Origin of the sequence: Clostridium taeniosporum (assembly GCF_001735765.2) — a bacterium.
GTDB classification, from domain to species: domain Bacteria; phylum Bacillota; class Clostridia; order Clostridiales; family Clostridiaceae; genus Clostridium; species Clostridium taeniosporum.
This window is the reverse complement of record NZ_CP017253.2, coordinates 2,747,415-2,766,786: the sequence shown is the minus strand read 5'-3', so window position 1 is coordinate 2,766,786 and position 19,372 is coordinate 2,747,415. Positions and strand designations below refer to the sequence as shown.

Here is a 19,372-nt window from a genome sequence, read left to right as displayed (position 1 = left end):
TATTCTTTAGAAAATTATATATTTTAAAATCTATGGATAACTTAGATTATATTTTTGCTTAAAGATTAAGAAATAAAACCTAAAGAATAAAAAAATAATAATATGCCGCACCATTATTCCTGCACTACGTTTGGAAAGGGTGCATGACTAAAAAAAATCCATGCTCCATAGTCCCTTAGCGATTTTTTTATTCTTTAGGAAATTATGTTTTTTAAATCTGTGGATAACTTAGATTATATTTTTGCTTAAAGATTAAGAAATAAAATCTAAAGAATAAAAAATAATAATATGCCGCACCATTATTCCTGCACTACGTTTGGAAAGGGTGCATGGCTAAAAAAAATCCACGCTCCACAGTCCCTTAGCGATTTTTTTATTAATTTTATATTTAAAATTAAAAACAATATTGTATACAAAAAAATCAAGAATATATATGTATTTACGAAAATACTAATATAAACATAGTTTTATTCCATATTATGTTTATTTTAAGCAAAATATTTACAATATTAGTATAAGGGAGGATTTTAATGAGGAATAAAAAGGTACAATATAAAGACAAAACTTCATTTTTAAAATTTAAAACTCTTAAGAGCAAACTTATATCAATTATGATAGCAGTTGCAGTTATTCCAATATTTGTATTAGGGATAACATCTATATTAGAATTTTCAATTTCAAGTGATAAAGACTTTAAAAAAAGTGGAGTGAGCTTAGGGCAAGCAGTAGATGAAACTATAAATACAAAAGTTAATAGTATTGAAACAATGTTAAATTATATCATTACTAGGCATAATTTTGATAATAGCGATATTGATAATAATGCATTATATGAAGATTTAAAATTATTTAAAAATGGAAATAATGATATTGAAAATGCATATTACTATAGTGAAAATACTAAAAAATTTGTTATATATCCCGATGTAGATATTGAGGAGGGGGATTATACAAAAAAAGAATGGTATTTAAAAGCTAAAGAAGCAAATGGTGATTTTGCATTTACAGATGTTTTTGTAGATATGGCAACAAAACAGTATGTAGCAACAATTTCTAAAGCAATTATAGAAAATGGTAAAGTAAAAGGTGCTTTGTGTATAGATTTTAAATTGTCAAGTCTTGCAGATTCTATAGCAAATATTAAATATGGAAATAATGGAGATTTAGCAATTATAGATAAGAGTGGTACTATATTAGCAAATACAAATAAAGAGTTAATAGGAAATTCTGACATAACTAAAAAACAAGAATGGGATTACATATTGAATTCAGATAATGGTTTTACTAAGGTTAGTGAAAATAATAAAAATTATAGTGTAAGTTTTACAACTTCACATCTAACAGGGTGGAAAATGTTACTTAAAATGCCTGAACTTGAACTTAAGAAATCACAAGAAAGTTATAAAGTGATTTTATGTATAACAGCAGTTTTATTATTAGTATTTGTAATAATTTTAGGAAGAACTTTTGCTATTAGATTATCTAATAATATTAATAAAATTAAAAAGGTAATTAATAAAGCATCAAAAGGGGATTTTACAGATAATATTAATATTTCAACAGGAGATGAGCTTGAAGAATTAGGAAAAAGGTTTAATAAAATGTTACAAAATATTTCTTATTTAATTGGAAAGGTTGATACATCCATTAAATCTGTAAATAATACATCAACTAATTTGGCTAGCATTAGTGAAATAGTATCATTATCTATTGGAGAGGTATCTCAAACAATAGGAGAGATATCTAAAGGAAGTACTGAATCAGCACAAAACATTGAATCATTATCAATTAATATGGAAGATGTATCAAGTGAAATAAATTTAATTGATAGTGCTACAAAGAATATAAGTTTATCAGCAGTAGATACTAATAACTTAAGCCAAAAGGGTCTTACTATGATTGAAACAGTTATTGAAAAGTCTAATAAAACTAAAATAAGTACTATGGATGTTAGTAAAGTGGTTTCTAGTGTTGTAGAAAGTGTTAAAAGTATAGCACTTATGAATGAAGCTATAGCAAAAATAACAGAACAAACTAATCTTCTTGCATTAAATGCTGCTATAGAAGCTGCAAGAGCTGGAGAAGCAGGAAGAGGATTTGCAGTAGTTGCAGACGAAATAAGAAAACTAGCAGAACAAACGGCAGATTCAGCTAAAGAAATTGATACAATAATAAAAGAAGTGGCTAGTAATGTAGAAATAGCATCATTAGAAGTTGAAGAAACTAATAAAGCTGTAGAAAATCAAGAAGAATCTGTATTAAAAGCACAAGATATATTTAATAATATAATAAATTCAGTAAATAGTTTAACTAATAAGATCGAAGAAATTAGTTTTGCTGTTCATGAAGTAACAAATAAGAAAAATAATATTGTGAGTCAAATAGGAAGTTTATCAGCAATAACAGAAGAAACTGCTGCTGGTGCACAACAAGTTGCAGCTTCTACTGAAGAAGTTTCTGAATCTTCAAATGAATTTGTTAAATATGCTAATGAATTGAATCAATTATCTGATGAATTAAAAGCGGAAATAAAACAGTTTAATCTCAAATAGGTATTTAAATATAAAAGAAGCCTAAAATGGCTTCTTTTATATTTAAAATGCTTTAGGAATAAATCCAACCTTCTTTTGCATTTTTCTTAAAATTTTATTAGCAATATAAGAGGCTTTTTTAGCACCTTCTGAATAAATTTCTTCAAGTTTTTTCTTATCTTTTAATAATTCGTTAACTTTTTCTTGTATTGGTAATAACTCTTCAATTACAGCATCAGCCACATCATTTTTTAGTTCAGAATAACCTTTTCCATTATAGTTTTCAACTAGTGATGACGGTTCAACCTCTTTTATAGTACCTAATATATTTAATAGGTTTTTAACTCCAGGTTGATCATCGGTATAGTTTACAATTCCAAGACTATCTGTTACGGATTTATTAATTTTTCTTCTAATAACATCTGGTGGATCCATAATCAAAATAAATCCATTAGGATTTTCATCTGATTTAGACATTTTCTTTATTGGATCTTGAAGACTCATTATTTTAGCACCAGCTTTTGGGATATATGGATCAGGAATTTTAAAAGTATCACTATAAGTATTATTAAATCTCGTAGCAATATCTCTTGCTAATTCTAAATGTTGTTTTTGATCAATGCCAACAGGAACTAAATCTGTATTGTATAAAAGTATGTCAGCAGCCATTAATACTGGGTAATTAAATAAACCAGCACCTATTGAATCGCCATACTTTTGAGATTTATCTTTATATTGAGTCATTCTACCAAGCTCACCCATATAAGAATTACAAGTAAGTATCCATGAAGCTTCAGTATGAGCTGGTACATGTGATTGTATAAATAATGTATTTTTATTTGGATCTATCCCTGCAGCAAGATAAATAGATAATAATTCTAAAGTTCTTCTTCTTAAATCAGCAGGTTTTTGACGTACTGTTATAGCATGTAAATCAACTACACAATAATAAGTTTCAAATTCATCTTGTAACTTTACCCAATTCTTTAAGGCACCAAGGTAATTCCCTAAAGTTAAATCACCAGAAGGTTGAATACCACTAAATATTACTTTTTTACTTTCAATTATGTTTTCTGACATAAAAACCCCTCTTTCTAAGGTAAATAATAATACTTATATTATAGGTATTGAATAGATGTAAGTCAATTATTACAATAATTAGTATTTTTAAATATTATGTGGACTAATGTAAATTATTCGATAGTTGAGAGTTGAAGGTGAAAATACAATTAATTATTTGTATCGATACATTTGCTATGATTTGCTTTGAAATATATAATTATCTCATTAGAATTTAATTTATATAGGGGGAGAAATTTATGCAAAGTGAAGGTAAAACTTTAAATGTCAAAGAATTAGTGCTAATGGGGCTTATGATAGCACTGGTATATTTAGCTGGAAGTATAATAAAAATCCCTTCAATTGGAGGTTTTGTTCACATTGGGGATTGCATGGTATTTTTATCTGTAATATTGCTTGGAAAGAAAAAGGGTGCTATAACAAGTGCATTGGGAATGTTTCTTGTTGATATATTAGGTGGTTATTATTTCTGGGCTCCTTTTACATTAATTATTAAAGGCATAATGGCCTATATTGCTGGATATATTTTAGAAAAAATGCAAAATAATAATTCTTTTATAAATTACACAGTAGCTTTTATTATTAGTGGAATTTTTATGGTGATAGGTTATTTTATTGCAGGAACAATTATGGCTGGATTTTTAACTGAAAAAATAGGTATAGTTCAAGGTCTTATATATGCTTCAAAAGATATAGTAGGTAATATAATTCAAGTTACAACAGGAGTAGTTATAGCATTGCCTTTAAGTGGAATATTAATTAAAGCTAAAAAAGAGGTATTTAATTAATTTTAGATTAGTTATATACTTTGAAATTATAATAAAAGTTTCTGTTTTATTATAATGTTGATACACCTATCAATACATATTTAAAACAGAGATGAATAAAAAAGTAAGAAATCGGATGTAAATAGTTATATCCGATTTCTATTATATATATGATAAATTTAATTGTTTATTTTTGGTTTGAATTAACTCTTAATTTTATTGAAATTATAAAGCAGGATATTAGTGGTATTAATAATAATAAAATTATTGATGCTATTTCAAAGTATTTAAAAAAGTAAAATAATCTATAATTATTATTTGAAATCAAATAAGACAATACAAAAACTACTATTAAAAATAAGCTAAAAAATACTTTTTTACTTTTAATTTTATCGTGATAAATTAAAAATATTGCATATGAAGATAAAATATATTTAATAAAGAATCCTATAACAACTCTAAAAATGTAGAAGAACTCTCCAAATTCTATAAACTCTAATATATGAATTACATCAGATTGGATAAATCCAGGATAAAATATATTAGCACATCTTTCAGAACCTAATGTGGCTATTATTCCGATAGTAGAAAATACTGTTATAAAAGAAATGAATAATAGCGAAATAACTATGTTTTTTTTCAGATTTTTTTTATTATTTAATAATTTTGAATAAGGAAGTACTATACAAATTGATGATAAAGATCCTAATAAAAACAATATACACTTAATTGAATCTATATTTAAATCAGTATGTAGAATAGGAAAAATATATCTGTAATTCTTATATGGTTCAATTAAAATAGCAAATACGGCATCATTTAATAATAAAAGTGAAAAAGATACTATTATAAAAATTAATACTGAAGAAAATTTCCTTGTTAACAAGTAAATGCTAGGAATAATAAATAACAATATATAATATCCAATAGATGATTCAAGAAATAGATTTGTATATATAAAATTAGATTCTACAGCAGTACTTTCTATAGCATTTAATAATAATCCAATTGCAAATAAAAATAGAAATATAGTTGATATTGGTTTGGGTAAATATTTTTTTATTGATTTTACAAAATCAGGACTATCTAACTTATTTAATGTGTTTATTATGAAATAAAAAAATATTACTAATATTAATAATGCTATTAATAAGTATATCCAAGTATTTTGCTGACCATATTTTATAAAAAAAGAACTATAGGTTCTTATACTAATTAATGTAGTTGCTAATATTAAAATTATAAAATGTTTAGTTGATAAAAAATTTTTCATTTAATAATTCTCCCCTTTTAAATGTATATAAATAATAGTTATCATTAGGCACATTCTAATAAATAATTAGTCAGTATGCTAGTTTATTTTGTCAACTATTTCTTCTTTGGAACCTGCTAACAGCACAATTATTAGCAGAACCAAAGTCATTATATTTCACAAAATATCCGGTCTATCTTTCACTTGTTATTTATTTTATATCCCTTAATAAAAAATAATGGCTAAAAAGATATTTTGATTATTTTTTACAATAATACCTTGATTTTAGTATTAACAAAAAAGTGAATATTAAACCATTTTGGAGAGATAATATTTTTAGGTGATGAATTTATGAATGAAAACTTGAATTATTTAAAAAAGAAATTTGAAAAATCCTTTGATGTGAAGTACAGGGAAGTTGATACAAAAATTGGAAAAACAACTTTAATATTTATTGATACATTATGTAATGGGCAATTTATAAGTGATTATATTGTAAGTCCTCTTAAAAATTGCAGTTACGAATGTAAAAATTTAGATGATATTGTTACCAAAGTGCTAGAAATTAACATAGTAGGTGATGTTAAGGATTTAGATGATGCTATGTTACATATATTGTCAGGAGATATAGTATTAACATTTGAAAATGAAGAGAAAATGATTTTTTGTGAGGTAAAGGGTTTTCCAACAAGAGGAATTAGTATTCCAGTTACAGAATCAGTAGTTAAAGGACCTAGAGAAGGTTTTAATGAATTATTTGTTAATAGTATTTCATTAATAAGAAGAAAGATTAAAAATTCAGATTTAAAATTTGAGCCCTTATACGTAGGAGAAAAATCTCAAACTGTTGTATGTATGTGTTACATTGAAGGGGTAGCACCAGATAATTTAATAAATGAAGTTAAAGAAACTATAAATAATTTAAATTTAGATTTTATATTAGATACTAATTATATAGAAGCTAAACTTAGAAAAAAGAATTCGCTTTTTGATACTGTAGGATATACAGAAAAACCAGATGAAGTAGCAGCTAAAATAATGGAAGGAAGAGTAGCGGTATTAGTAGATGGAACTCCTTTTGTTATAACAGTTCCATATTTCTTTTTAGAAAATTTTCAAACACCAGATGATTACTATCTAAATAGAATTTTTGTAAATTTTTTAAGAATATTAAGATGGGTTGCTTTTTTCTTAGCTACATTTATGCCAGGATTATATGTTGCTGTTGTTACACATCATTTTTCATTACTCCCCCCTATATTTACGTTTAGGTTAGCAGTAGCAAGAGCTGGAGTACCATTTCCAACTTTTTTTGAAGTTGTAATAATGATGTTAGCATTTCAACTTATTAAAGAAGCAGGATTAAGGTTACCACAGCCAATCGGTGGAGCTATGAGTATAGTTTCTGCATTAATACTTGGAGATGCTGCTGTAGGAGCAGGTATATCATCAAGAATAACAATAATTATAGTTGCATTAAGTACATTAAGTTATTTCTTGATTCCTAAAATATATGGAGCAACTTCTATTTGGTCAATAGGTGTTGTAATATTAAGTGCATTATTTGGATTACCTGGATTTTTCACTTCATTTATAATTTTATTAGCTAATATATCAGATTTAGAAACTGGAGGATATTCATTCTTATTTCCTGTTGCAACAGATACTACTTATAAATTTAAAGATACTATATTTAGAGGTAGATTAAGTAAGATATCTAAAACAATAATAGGAAAGGAGAAGAAATAATGAAATTAAAAAAATTTTTTATAATTTTTCTAATAACTATTATGCCCTTTTCTATGATTTCATGCTTTAATTACAATGATGTTAATAAACTAACATTTGTAACTAGTATTATATTTGATGAAGATGAAAATTCTAATGTTGTTTTATATTTAGATTGTGTTAAAGCTTTTAGAAATGCAAATGAAAGTGTTGAAAAAGGAAAAAGACTAATTTATAAAGGTCAGGGAAAAACAGCATTAGAAGCTATTAGAGATGTTAATATGGCAGCTAGTTTTAAATTAAATTTTACTCAAAATAGAGCTTATATATTTACTGGAAATGCAATTAAAAATGGAATAAAGAAATATATAGACTTGATAAATAATGATCCTCAATTTCCAATAACACCGAATATGTTTGTTTATTTTGATGATATTGATAAGCTTTTAGAATTATCTAGTAGTGATGAAGAATATTTAGGATTATTTTTAGATGATTTAGTAGAAAAAAATGAAAACTCTTCTAAAGTAATAAAATTAAATACAAATAATTATATGATTGAAAGATTACTTCCAAATAAGTTATCTATTATGAGTACATTAAAATTAAAAGATGATGCTTGTGATAAGAAATTAGAACTAGGTGGAGGAGCAATAATTCAAAATGACAGAATGATTGGAAAATTAGATAATTTAAATACATTAAGCTATAATATGTTAACTAATAATATGGAAAGTGGGGTATTAGAAGTATCTAATCCAAATGACAAAAAAAATTTTATAACATTAAAAATACTTAATTCAAAAATTAAAACATCGGTAGATTATTCTGATGGAAAATTTATATTAAATAAAAAGCTTAAGTTAAAGACCAATATAGCAGAATCTCAAAGTAAATTTATTACTGATAAAAACTTTATTAATAATATTTGTGCATTAGAAGAAGAAAGTATAAAACTAAATTTAGAAAATACTTTTAATGAATATAAAGAGAAGAATATTGATATATTGCAGGTAATAAATTTATTAAATCAGAAATATGGTTATAAAAAGGAAGAAGATTATTTATCTAAAGTAGAATTTAATGTTGATGTAGAAGTAAATATAGATGGAAGCGGCAGAAATAAAAATAGCTTATAAGTAAGAAATTATAATAATTATAAATAACTAAACCATGCTTTAAGTTAAAACTAGATTTTATATTATATATAAAATTACAAGTTATTAGCTTTAAGTATGGTTTTAGGCATATTTAAATAAATAACTATTCAGTATATTAGTTTATTTTGTGAACGACTTCTTATTTGGAACCTACTAATATCATAACTATTAGTAGGTTCCAAGTCATTATATTTAATAAAATATCCGTGGCATCTTTGACTTGTTATTTATTTTATATGCCTTATTTTAATTATTGATATTTGAATTGTTGCCAAAATATAAGGATAACGATATACTATAAATATTGTTAGTTAAAAATGTATATATATAGTAGATAATAGAATTTACTTTAATAATTTAGGAGGTTTATATTAATGGCAAATGTATTAGATGAGTTACTTGATCGTGGCTACATAAAACAATTTACTCATGAAGAAGAAACAAGAAAATTATTAGAAAATGAGAAAGTAACTTTTTATATAGGATTTGATCCAACAGCAGATAGTTTACATGTAGGGCACTTTATTGCAATGATGTTTATGGCTCATATGCAAAGAGCGGGACATAGACCAATAGCGTTATTAGGTGGTGGAACAGCTATGGTTGGAGATCCAAGTGGTAAGACTGATATGAGAAAAATGCTTACTAAGGAACAAATACAACATAATGTTGATTCAATAAAGAAACAAATGGAAAGATTCATAGATTTTTCTGATGATAAGGCTTTAATAGTTAATAATGCAGATTGGTTATTAGATCTTAATTATGTTGACTTTTTAAGAGAAGTAGGAGTTCATTTTTCAGTTAATAGAATGTTAAGTGCAGAATGTTTTAAACAAAGATTAGAAAAGGGATTATCATTCTTAGAATTCAATTACATGCTAATGCAAGGATATGATTTCTATGTTTTAAATCAGAAATATGGTTGTAAAATGGAACTTGGTGGAGATGACCAATGGTCTAATATGATTGCTGGTGTTGAATTAGTTAGAAGAAAAGCACAAGGTGATGCAATGGCAATGACTTGTACTTTATTAACTAATAGTCAAGGTCAAAAGATGGGTAAAACAGTTGGAGGAGCATTATGGCTTGATCCTAATAAAGTATCTCCATTTGATTTCTATCAATATTGGAGAAATGTTGATGATGCAGATGTAGAAAAATGCTTAGCATTATTAACATTCTTATCAATGGATGAAGTAAGAAGATTAGGTGCTTTAGAAGGCGCTGAAATTAATGAAGCTAAAAGAATTCTTGCTTATGAAGTTACAAAACTTGTTCATGGAGAAGAAGAAGCTAAGAAAGCTCAAGAAGCATCTAATGCGTTATTCTCAGGCGGAGCAGATATGTCAAATGTACCAACAGTGACTATAGCTAAAGAAGAAATAGGTTCAACAGTATTAGATATAGTAGCTAAAACTAAAATAGTTCCATCTAAGAAAGAGGGAAGAAGATTAATAGATCAAGGTGGTTTATCTATTAATGGAGAAAAAATTATTGATGTAACTAGAACTTTAAATGAGGAAGATTTTAAAGATGGTTCTGCATTAATAAAAAGAGGTAAAAAGAATTATACTAAAATAGAAATACAATAATAAAATTTTATTCTTCTAATAGAATATTAATTTAATTATTGTAAATTAATAGATGTAAGAAATAAATTTTAATATTACTGTATATTTATATTAAATATAGATATTTATTTTCTATTCGCGTGGTTTAAAACCACCGTCTTTAGACGGTATCAGCTTTTAGCCTTTTAAGAAATTATAAATGTGACCATACTAATTAAAAAGGATGTGATTAGTATGGAGGAATATAATAAAAGAAGTCATACGGTATATGATATAAAATATCATGTAATATGGGTAACAAAATATAGATATAAAGTATTAAATAAGCATATATCATCTAGATTAAGAGAATTAATAAGACAAGGCTGTGAAGCAAGGCAAATTACAATTGTTAGAGGAAGTATTGGAAAAGATCATGTGCATATGCTTTTGGGATGTTCTCCGAGCATCGCTCCCAGTAAAATTGTGCAATATTTGAAAGGTAGATCATCAAGATTAATACAAGATGAATTTCCAGAATTAAAAAAGAGATACTGGGGGCAGCATTTATGGGCACGAGGATACTTTTGTGCAACAGTTGGAAGTGTTACAGAAGAAACAATAAAAAGATATATAGAAAGTCAAGAACTTAATAATAACGAAAATATATTTAAGATAGAAGAATGAGTTTTAGTCAATGCTCTTTAGGTTGCTTTAGCTAATGTCCTTTCAGAAGGATTAATCCTTAAAGAGCATTGACTTTCAGTCTAAGGTATTTATACCTTAAATCCACCTACTTTAGTAGGTGAGTAGTTTAATTAAAAGTTAATATATTATAAGCAAAAATAGGATTTGATAAATTATTCAAATCCTATTTTTTTGGGTAATTTAATGGTTATGAAAAACTTAATATATTATAAATATATTTCTTATATGTTAATTTATTCATTATTATAACGATAAATAAATAGTATAATTAAAAATAATGTTTTATTTAAATATAGTTTACCTTCAGAAGGAGGAGAATAATAATGCCAGGAATTTGGAATGTAAATAATGTTTATAATAATAGTAATACTAGAAAATTTTCTAGTAAATTAACTTTTTCCGTTGGTGAAAAGTTTAGTGGAAAAATTGTATCTAAAGGTGAAGGTAAAGATGTTACTATAAGACTATCAGATGGGTGGCAATTTATTGCAGAACTCGATGGTAATGTTAATGCTGAAGATCTTAAATTATTGAATTTTGAGGTAGAAGATTTCAAAGATGGAAAGTTAAAATTAAAATTAATACCCAATGAGCAAAAAAGTGAAGAAACTTCAAATGAGGTATTTAAAGATGTTATAGATAAAGAGGGTTTATCTAAAGAAGACATAAATATATTGGAAAAAATGATAAAACATAATATCCCATTAACAAAAGATAATATAAATAAGATTAAGGGGTTAGTTCAATTTAATGAAAATATAAATTTAAGTTCTGATAATATAGAAGATTTTGTACAAAATTATATTCAAAGTAAAGGAATTGATATTAATACTACCAAAGGACAATTTATGAAACAAAATCTTATAGAGTTCTTTAATAATTTTAAAAATATGTCTAGTGACGAAATATTATTATTTTTAGAAAATAATATAGAGTTTTCAACTGAAAATATAAAAAGTTTTAATGAACTTTTTAATGGTGATTTTTCGATAGAAAAATTACTATATAAATTATCTAAAGAATTAGATAAATCTCAACCTAATTCTTTAGATGATATACAAAATAAAAATATAATGAATGAAAAAGAATGTTTAAATGAAAAAAACATAAATAATGAAGTATTAAGAAATAACAATAGAACTTCCTTAATATCAAAAATATATGATTCTAATGATGTTTCAAAAAATAAAGTGAGTGTTGTATCTTTGTTAAAAAGTATTTCTGGTGAAAATGAAAGAATTCTTAATAGTTATTTAAATGATATAATTAATTCTAGAGTAGAAAATTTAACAACAAAAGAGTTTAATAGGTTAATTTCATTAACATCAAAGTTTGAAGATGATGATATAGTAAATTTAATTAAAGAGAAATTGCTAGATAGGGGATTATCTGATGAAAGCATAAAAGCTAATGGATTAGATAATAAAGCAATAGATGGTAAAAAAATATTAGAAAATACATTAGGAAGAATTTTAAATAAAGATATAACTTTGACTAATGATGAATTTAAAAGATTTAATGATTTTATTAAATATAAATTACAAACTCATATAGATGAAAATGAAACAAAAACTGATATGTTTAATATTGATAAAAATAATTCAAATCAAATAAAAAATGATTTTAGCAATATTTATTCTAAAGACATTGAAAGTTCTTCTAATAAAGATATAATAAAACAAGAAATGTTAAATAAATTTAATGAAGTAAGAGATATTGTTAAAGATATAATAAATAATATTGATAATAAAACTGCTGGTTATGAAAAAATAATGGAAATGATAAAGAATAATATTGGAGAATTTAAGATGTTTAATTCTATAAGTGAGCAGTATTATTATTTAAATTTTCAAGTTCCAGTAAGTTCTAACGAATATCCTTGCAAATTAATTATAAAAGATAATAGAAAAGATGGAAAGAAAATAGATAAAAGTAATGTAAAAATGGTTGTTAATGTGAAAACTATAAATTTAGGGAATGTTGATGGATATTTGTCTTTGAGAGATAATAAAATAGATATAAATTTAAAATGTTATGATAAACATTTAAATATATTAAGTAAAAATAAAAATAAATTAAAGACAGGATTAGAAACATTAGGATTGATTGCAGATGTAAAAGTCTCATTAAGAGAAGAAGAGGTAAACTTAGTAACTTGTGGTAAGTTTTTTGATGATTTAAGTATCTCAAATATTGATATTAAGGTATAATATAAACGTAAATTATATATGGAGTGAATATGTATGGCTGAAAGAAAGAAAGCAGCAGCTCTTAAATATGAATTAAACAATACTGATGCTCCAATTATAGCCGCATCAGGAATGGGACATATAGCAGATAAAATAATAGAAAAAGCTGAAGAAAATGAGGTCCCTGTTGTTTATAATAAAGAGCTTGCAAATTTATTATGTAATGTTGATGTTGGTGATGAAATACCAACAGAATTGTATGAAGCAGTAGCTCATGTAATAGCATTTGTAACTGATGTAGATAAAACATTCTAGATCGTATGAAACACAGAAAGGTGATAATTTAATGGCACTTTATACTATTTCAGATTTGCATTTGGCAATGAATGTTGAAAAACCAATGGATATATTTGGGGAAAATTGGGTTAATCATTGTGAAAAAATAAAGAAAAATTGGTTAGAAAAAATTAAAGATGATGATACAGTATTAATTGCAGGAGATATTTCATGGTCACTTAAAGAAAGTGATAGTAAATTTGATTTAGATTGGATAGATTCTTTGCCAGGTAAAAAGATTATAAGTAAGGGAAATCATGATTATTGGTGGGGAAGTATATCTAAATTAAATAAATTATATGATAATACAAAGTTTCTTCAAAATAATTTTTATGTATATGAAAATTATGCTGTTTGTGGAACAAGAGGTTGGATTTGTCCAGGTAGTGATAAATATTCAGCTAAAGATGAAAAAATTTATAATAGAGAGCAAATAAGATTAAAATTATCTTTAGATGCAGCAAAGAATAGTGGATTTAAAGATATAATAGTTATGATACATTATCCACCAACTAATGAAAAATTTGAAAAGTCAGCTTTTATAGAAATATTTGAAGAATATAATGTAAAAAAAGTTATATATGGTCATTTACATGGACCATCGTTAAAGGGTAAGTTATTTCAAGGGAATATTAATGGAATAGAATATATATTATCATCAGCAGATTATCTTAATTTTTCACCTAAACTTATTATACAATAAAAGCGTATCTGAGAATGATTTAAAATCATTCTCAGATACGCTTTTATTTAGTTTATAATATTTTATCACATGAACATTTCATTAAAACAGATCTTTGTTTTAAAATTATATTATTAATAAATAAAAAAAACCTATAGGGTAGAAATTTTAAAATTGTCTACTCTATAGGGAGCATTGTATTCTTTAGGAAATTATATTACTAAAGAATCTGTGGCTAACTTCTAAAACACTGCATTTTAAATGTATTATGATTATTCCTAAAGAATAAAAAATAACCATATGTCGCATCATTAATTTTATATTTATTTTAAAATTAAGATTTTAAATCAAATATTAGAGTTACAATTAGTAACATATATTTATATATTATTTAGAAATATCCTTACTTAAGTTATTTAAAGTATCATTAAATTTATCTAAAGAGTTTGATTGTTCGTCTAATTGAGAAGATATTTGTTGAGTTAATTCTGAATTTTGTTTAGCAATATCATTAACTTTTTCGACGCAATTAATAACTTCATCTTTTTTACTTGAAGCAGTTGTAAGATTTCCAATACAACCTGTAATTTCATCAATAGTCTCTTCAATAGAAGATTTTATGTTATTAAAGCTACCTTTTGTGTCTTCTAATGAAGAATGTTGAGTAGCAAGAGCTGAGTTACCAGAATTCATAGCTTCTGATGCTTGTATTATGTCTGTTTTAATTTCCTCTAAGATATCTGTTATACTTTGAACGGCTAATTTTGAATTTTCAGCAAGTTTTCTTACTTCTCCAGCAACAACTGAGAATCCTTTACCAGCTTCACCAGCTCTAGCAGCTTCTATAGCAGCATTTAATGATAAAAGATTTGTTTGACTAGCTATTTGACTAATAGAGTCAGTAATTGTATTTACAGATTCTAGTTTGCTAACTAGTGAGTTAATAGTTTTAGTAGATATTGTAAACATATTTTGTAATTCATTTAATGAAGTATCTAAATTTTCAATGGATACAATTCCTTTATCAGCTAGTTTATCTGTATCTAAAACTTGACCATGCACATTTGTTACATTTAAAGCTAGATATTCCATATTATTTCTGAAATCATGTAAAAGATCATTAGCATTATTAATTTCTTGACTTTCAGATATAGATAAGTCTGCCAAATGTAATACAGATGAATTAATATTATTAATAGAGTTATAAATTCTAGAACTTTCAAGAGTTAATTCAGAAAGACGTTCACCTATTTCATTAAATTCTGAGTTAGTATCAGTTGTTTGTAAGTTAATGTTTTGAGTATTTTCTAAATTAGTATTTTCGCTATGTTTTTTGCTTTGAAAAAATCCCATAAGATTTCATCCTCCTTTTTTATAGTGATAAAGTAGTTGATTATATTAATTATCGTTAGATTTTATTAAATCTCGACCATTTCGAGCTAATTCTTTTATTTTATATGATGCTCCAATTGTTGTTATTGTTTTTGAATACCATTTAAGTGCTTCTGAATCGTTACCAATACGTCTATTTAATTCTCCTAGAAGATATGTTGTAGAATCACGTTGAAGACCATACATTGGGAATGCTTCTTTAATATAGGCTTCATTAAAACCTTTTAACGATTTTTTTAAAAAAATAAGTTCATTCTCTATATCATTTAAAAGTCTATACATCCAAGTAATTTTTAAAGAAATCATAGCTTTTGTACTATAATTAGACTTTAATATAACAGAGTTAGCTAATGCAATTTTATATCTTTCAATAGCTAAATTTGCAGTAATTACTTCTGGGTAAGTTCTAGGTTTCCATAAGGGTTTTATTTTTTTCAAAATAATTTCTTTTTCATGTTTTTTTATTTTAAAGAAGTCTGCTTTCATGGTTGAATATCCACAATTGTTACAAATCCAAACATCATAGAAATATGGATTTGGTGAAGAATATCTTATAAAAAAAATCAGAATCTTTAGATAGTATTCTTGGTGAATTAACTTTAACGGCATTAACTTTAAAATTATAATCACATACAGGACATTTTACTTTTTTTAGAAATAAATGTTTTTTTATTTCTGTATCGTGCATTTGTTCACCTCAATAAATATAAACACATATGCATTATAATATATTTAATAAATTAAAATCTTGAAATATAAATTATACTTAATATGAATACACATGTAGTTGTAATTTAATTTTATCAAATGTATAGTTTTAACCATTAAATTATATCATAATATAGTTGTTAAAAAAAATAATTCTAATTATATAAATAATTATACATAGTCTTAAGTTTTTGATATAATAAGGATGAATGATATTTAAAAGGATGGTATTTATGGCAATAAACGATTGGAAAAGTTTTTTAATGCCGTATGAGCAAGCAGTAGAAGAACTTAAGGTAAAGTTAAAATCTATAAGAAAAGAATATAGAAGAAAGAATGAATATTCGCCTATAGAGTTCGTTACTGGCAGAGTAAAAGAAGTTTCTAGTATTCTAGAAAAAGCTAATAAATTTGAAATACCTATAGATCAAGTTAGATATGAATTAGAAGACATAGCTGGAATAAGAATAATGTGTCAGTTTGTGGATGACATAACTAAAGTGGTAGAATTGCTACGTGGAAGAAAAGATATGCAAATTCTTTACGAAAAGGATTATGTTAAAAATGTAAAAGAGAGTGGTTATAGAAGTTATCATATGATAATAAAATATCAAGTAAATATGGCAGAAGGACCAGTAGATATTCTTGCAGAATTTCAAATAAGAACTTTAGCTATGAACTTTTGGGCTACTATTGAACATTCACTTAATTATAAATATAAACAAAATATACCTACTCAGTTAAAAGAAAAACTTAAGAGTTCAGCTGATGCAGCTTTTAAGTTGGATGAAGAAATGTTACAAATAAAAGATGAAATAAAGGATGCCCAGAAATTATTTGAAGTAAAATCTAGCATAATTTCAAATATTATGAACTCTTTATTGACTTTAAGCTCATTAGGTAAAGAGGCTGAAGCAGCAAGACATGAAAGAACTTTAAACAAACTTATTCAATATGGAGAAATTTGGGAATTGGATAACTTATTATTTTATGTTAAAAAAGATGTTGAAAAGTATAGAGAATAATATTAAAGCTATGTTTGGAATACTACCAAACATAGCTTTAATAATAGGTAAAAATAATAGGTAAAATTTAAAAAGAAAGGATTAAATACTTATGGAAAAAAATGAATTATTTAAAAAATTAAAAGAAACACCAGAATATATTAAAGAAATTAAAGATGTTAATGAAGAATTTAATTTATTTATAGTTAAAAATAATGGAAATAATATAAAATATATCGAAAATCCGAGTAAAGCTGTTCAACTGGAAGCAATAAAAAGCACTCCATTATCTATACAGTATATTGATAATGTTTGTGAAGAAATTGGGATTATATGCGTAAAAGCTTTATGGAATTCTCTTAAGCTTATAAAAAATCCCACTGAAAAAATAATAAGAGAAGCTATTAATACAAAAGGTTGGGCAATTCAATTTATAAAAAATCCAAGTGAAGAGTTGCAAATTTTAGCTGTTGAAAAAGATTATGATGCTATCAAATATATAGATAATCCATCAGAAAAGGTACAATTAAAAGCTATTGAAAATTACTATTCTGCAATAAGATATATTAAAAACCCAACGTTGAATGCAAAAATAGCAGCAATTTCATCAGATGCAGAAGGAATAAATTATATTTCTAATTATGATTTAGATGAAGTTAAACTATTTATTTACAAAAATATAAATATTGTTAAGTACATATATGAGAATATAGAGATAGACACAGTTATAGAAGTTGTAATGGATAAGATAAAAGATGAAAATATAGATGAAAAATATATGAAAGATTTTTTAGAATTAGAAATTTTAGAAATGGATAAAATTAATTTTGTTTGGGAATATGGATCTAAAAAATCAAAAAAAATACTTGTTGATTACAAGTTGTCTATGTAAGATATGAATTATACTTTTCTAGTGATAATTATAATCAATTATAGATAATAAAGATTAGTATTAGAATACAATTAGTTGTAAATTGATATATATAGTTTAGAATGTTGGAAATTTAGAAAATATTAAGAGTTTTAACAAAAACTTTTAATTAACTATTTCTAACTAAAAAGCGTAGTAAAGGTACTTTATTCTAATAATATATTCAAGTAACAAATTTATTTAATAAAATATAGAAATAAAGGAGATGATATTTTGAATTATACAGAAACTTTAAAAACAGTTGATTTAGTTATAAATTCAAATGATGTACCATTAATAATTGGAGAAAGTGGAATAGGAAAAACATCATTAGTAAAAGACGTAGCAAAAAATAATAATTATTCATTAGTTACTATAGATGCAAATCTTTTAAAAGAAGGAGAAATAGGAGGATTACCATTAACTGAAAAAGGACAAGTAATATATGCAACCCATAATAAACTAGTTGAAGTTAGAAACTTACTAAATAAAGATAATGTAAATGGAGTTATATTATTTATTGATGAATTAAATAGATGTGATCATGCAGTTTCACAAGAGATTATGAATCTTATATTAAATAGAGAAATAAATGGATATGTATTAGATGACAAAGTTAAAGTTATTGCTGCGATGAATCCATCTAATAAGTTTGATGGATTTTCTAATAGTCAATATGAAGTAGTAGATATGGACCCAGCTCAAGAAGATAGATTTGTCTGGTTAGAGATGCAATCGGATATAAAAGAATGGATAAAGTGGGGTATGAGTAAAAATGGAAATATCCATGAACATATTATAGAATTTATATCTACCTTTCCACAATATTTACATACACCTAATTCAATAGAAAATATAAAAGCAACACCAAGAAGCTGGCATAGAATCTCTAAGGCATATGAGGTTTATTTAAAAAACAAAGATAAGTATGATTTTAACATATTTTTAAATACAGTAAGAGGAAATGTTGGGTCTAATATATGTAATGATTTTGCGGACTTTATACTTCATATAAGAAAACCTATTATTAAAGTTGAAGATTTATTTGAAAATGATATTTTGAGTTTTGATTTAAAGGAAAAGATAGAAGATGAAAATCATTCAAGACTATATATATTAGTTAAAAATGCTATTTTATTTGTTGAAAAAAATCATTCTGACAAGAATTTAATATTATTTTCTAAAGTGTTAGATTTATATCCTAGAGATCTAAGACTTGGAATTATGAAAGAAATAAAAAAAGATCATAAAGATGTATTATATAAATTACTATTAAATAAAGATGAATTTATAGAGAGTTTTTTTAATATATTTATTAAATAGATTAAACTTTATTATAATTAAATACATTAATATCTATTTTAAAGTATCT

The 19,372-nt window shown here is 24.9% G+C and carries 15 protein-coding genes and 1 pseudogene; 12 read left to right on the top strand and 4 right to left on the bottom strand.

What is annotated here, in order from left to right; translation table 11 throughout:
* The first annotated feature begins 530 nt into the window (after positions 1 to 530).
* A complete protein-coding gene (locus BGI42_RS12660; protein ID WP_069680644.1) occupies positions 531 to 2,552 on the top strand; it encodes a methyl-accepting chemotaxis protein in 2,022 nt (673 codons plus the stop codon).
* Positions 2,553 to 2,594: 42 nt separating this feature from the next.
* Here the strand turns inward: BGI42_RS12660 and trpS are convergent, their stop codons facing one another.
* Complete coding sequence (gene trpS / locus BGI42_RS12655) at positions 2,595 to 3,611, bottom strand: tryptophan--tRNA ligase (RefSeq protein WP_069680643.1); 1,017 nt, start codon at positions 3,609 to 3,611, stop codon at positions 2,595 to 2,597.
* A 239-nt stretch (positions 3,612 to 3,850) separates the two neighbouring features.
* On the opposite strand from trpS, the gene BGI42_RS12650 reads away from it, so the two are divergent.
* Positions 3,851 to 4,399, top strand: a complete 549-nt coding sequence (locus tag BGI42_RS12650; protein ID WP_069680642.1) for an ECF transporter S component — start codon at positions 3,851 to 3,853, stop codon at positions 4,397 to 4,399.
* A 166-nt stretch (positions 4,400 to 4,565) separates the two neighbouring features.
* Here BGI42_RS12650 and BGI42_RS12645 read toward each other — a convergent pair whose 3' ends face one another.
* Positions 4,566 to 5,651, bottom strand: a complete 1,086-nt coding sequence (locus tag BGI42_RS12645; protein WP_069680641.1) for a GerAB/ArcD/ProY family transporter — start codon at positions 5,649 to 5,651, stop codon at positions 4,566 to 4,568.
* A 330-nt stretch (positions 5,652 to 5,981) separates the two neighbouring features.
* Between BGI42_RS12645 and BGI42_RS12640 the strand changes: the two genes are divergently transcribed.
* The 7 genes from BGI42_RS12640 to BGI42_RS12610 all read left to right on the top strand — a co-directional run bounded on the left by BGI42_RS12640 (position 5,982) and on the right by BGI42_RS12610 (position 14,007).
* Positions 5,982 to 7,379, top strand: coding sequence for a spore germination protein (locus BGI42_RS12640; protein WP_069680640.1), 1,398 nt, complete (start codon positions 5,982 to 5,984; stop codon positions 7,377 to 7,379).
* Entirely contained in the window at positions 7,379 to 8,497 is a 1,119-nt protein-coding gene (locus tag BGI42_RS12635) for a Ger(x)C family spore germination protein (protein WP_069680639.1), read from the top strand. The genes BGI42_RS12640 and BGI42_RS12635 overlap by 1 nt, the downstream gene beginning before the upstream one ends.
* A 395-nt stretch (positions 8,498 to 8,892) precedes the next feature.
* Positions 8,893 to 10,113 carry a tyrosine--tRNA ligase gene (tyrS, locus tag BGI42_RS12630; RefSeq protein ID WP_069680638.1) on the top strand — a complete coding sequence of 407 codons (1,221 nt, stop codon included), beginning with the start codon at positions 8,893 to 8,895 and terminating at the stop codon, positions 10,111 to 10,113.
* 213 nt (positions 10,114 to 10,326) lie between these two features.
* Entirely contained in the window at positions 10,327 to 10,758 is a 432-nt protein-coding gene (gene tnpA, locus BGI42_RS12625; protein ID WP_069679164.1) for an IS200/IS605 family transposase, read from the top strand.
* 344 nt (positions 10,759 to 11,102) lie between these two features.
* Complete coding sequence (locus BGI42_RS12620) at positions 11,103 to 12,989, top strand: hypothetical protein (RefSeq protein WP_069680637.1); 1,887 nt, start codon at positions 11,103 to 11,105, stop codon at positions 12,987 to 12,989.
* A 33-nt stretch (positions 12,990 to 13,022) separates the two neighbouring features.
* Positions 13,023 to 13,283 carry an EscU/YscU/HrcU family type III secretion system export apparatus switch protein gene (locus tag BGI42_RS12615; protein WP_069680636.1) on the top strand — a complete coding sequence of 87 codons (261 nt, stop codon included), beginning with the start codon at positions 13,023 to 13,025 and terminating at the stop codon, positions 13,281 to 13,283.
* A gap of 31 nt (positions 13,284 to 13,314) precedes the next feature.
* Positions 13,315 to 14,007, top strand: a complete 693-nt coding sequence (locus BGI42_RS12610) for a metallophosphoesterase (RefSeq protein WP_069680635.1) — start codon at positions 13,315 to 13,317, stop codon at positions 14,005 to 14,007.
* Positions 14,008 to 14,373: 366 nt separating this feature from the next.
* On the opposite strand, the gene BGI42_RS12605 is transcribed toward BGI42_RS12610, so the two are convergent.
* Positions 14,374 to 15,339: a methyl-accepting chemotaxis protein gene (locus BGI42_RS12605; protein WP_069680634.1), complete on the bottom strand. Its 966-nt coding sequence runs from the start codon at positions 15,337 to 15,339 to the stop codon at positions 14,374 to 14,376.
* 45 nt (positions 15,340 to 15,384) lie between these two features.
* Positions 15,385 to 16,066, bottom strand: a pseudogene (locus BGI42_RS12600) (DUF2225 domain-containing protein).
* Between the two features lie 253 nt (positions 16,067 to 16,319).
* Here BGI42_RS12600 and yjbM point away from each other — a divergent pair.
* The 3 genes from yjbM to BGI42_RS12585 all read left to right on the top strand — a co-directional run bounded on the left by yjbM (position 16,320) and on the right by BGI42_RS12585 (position 19,323).
* A complete protein-coding gene (yjbM, locus tag BGI42_RS12595; RefSeq protein WP_069680633.1) occupies positions 16,320 to 17,111 on the top strand; it encodes a GTP diphosphokinase in 792 nt (263 codons plus the stop codon).
* A 91-nt stretch (positions 17,112 to 17,202) separates the two neighbouring features.
* Positions 17,203 to 17,982: a hypothetical protein gene (locus BGI42_RS12590; protein ID WP_069680632.1), complete on the top strand. Its 780-nt coding sequence runs from the start codon at positions 17,203 to 17,205 to the stop codon at positions 17,980 to 17,982.
* Between the two features lie 252 nt (positions 17,983 to 18,234).
* Positions 18,235 to 19,323: an AAA family ATPase gene (locus BGI42_RS12585; protein WP_069680631.1), complete on the top strand. Its 1,089-nt coding sequence runs from the start codon at positions 18,235 to 18,237 to the stop codon at positions 19,321 to 19,323.
* Positions 19,324 to 19,372: the final 49 nt, after the last annotated feature.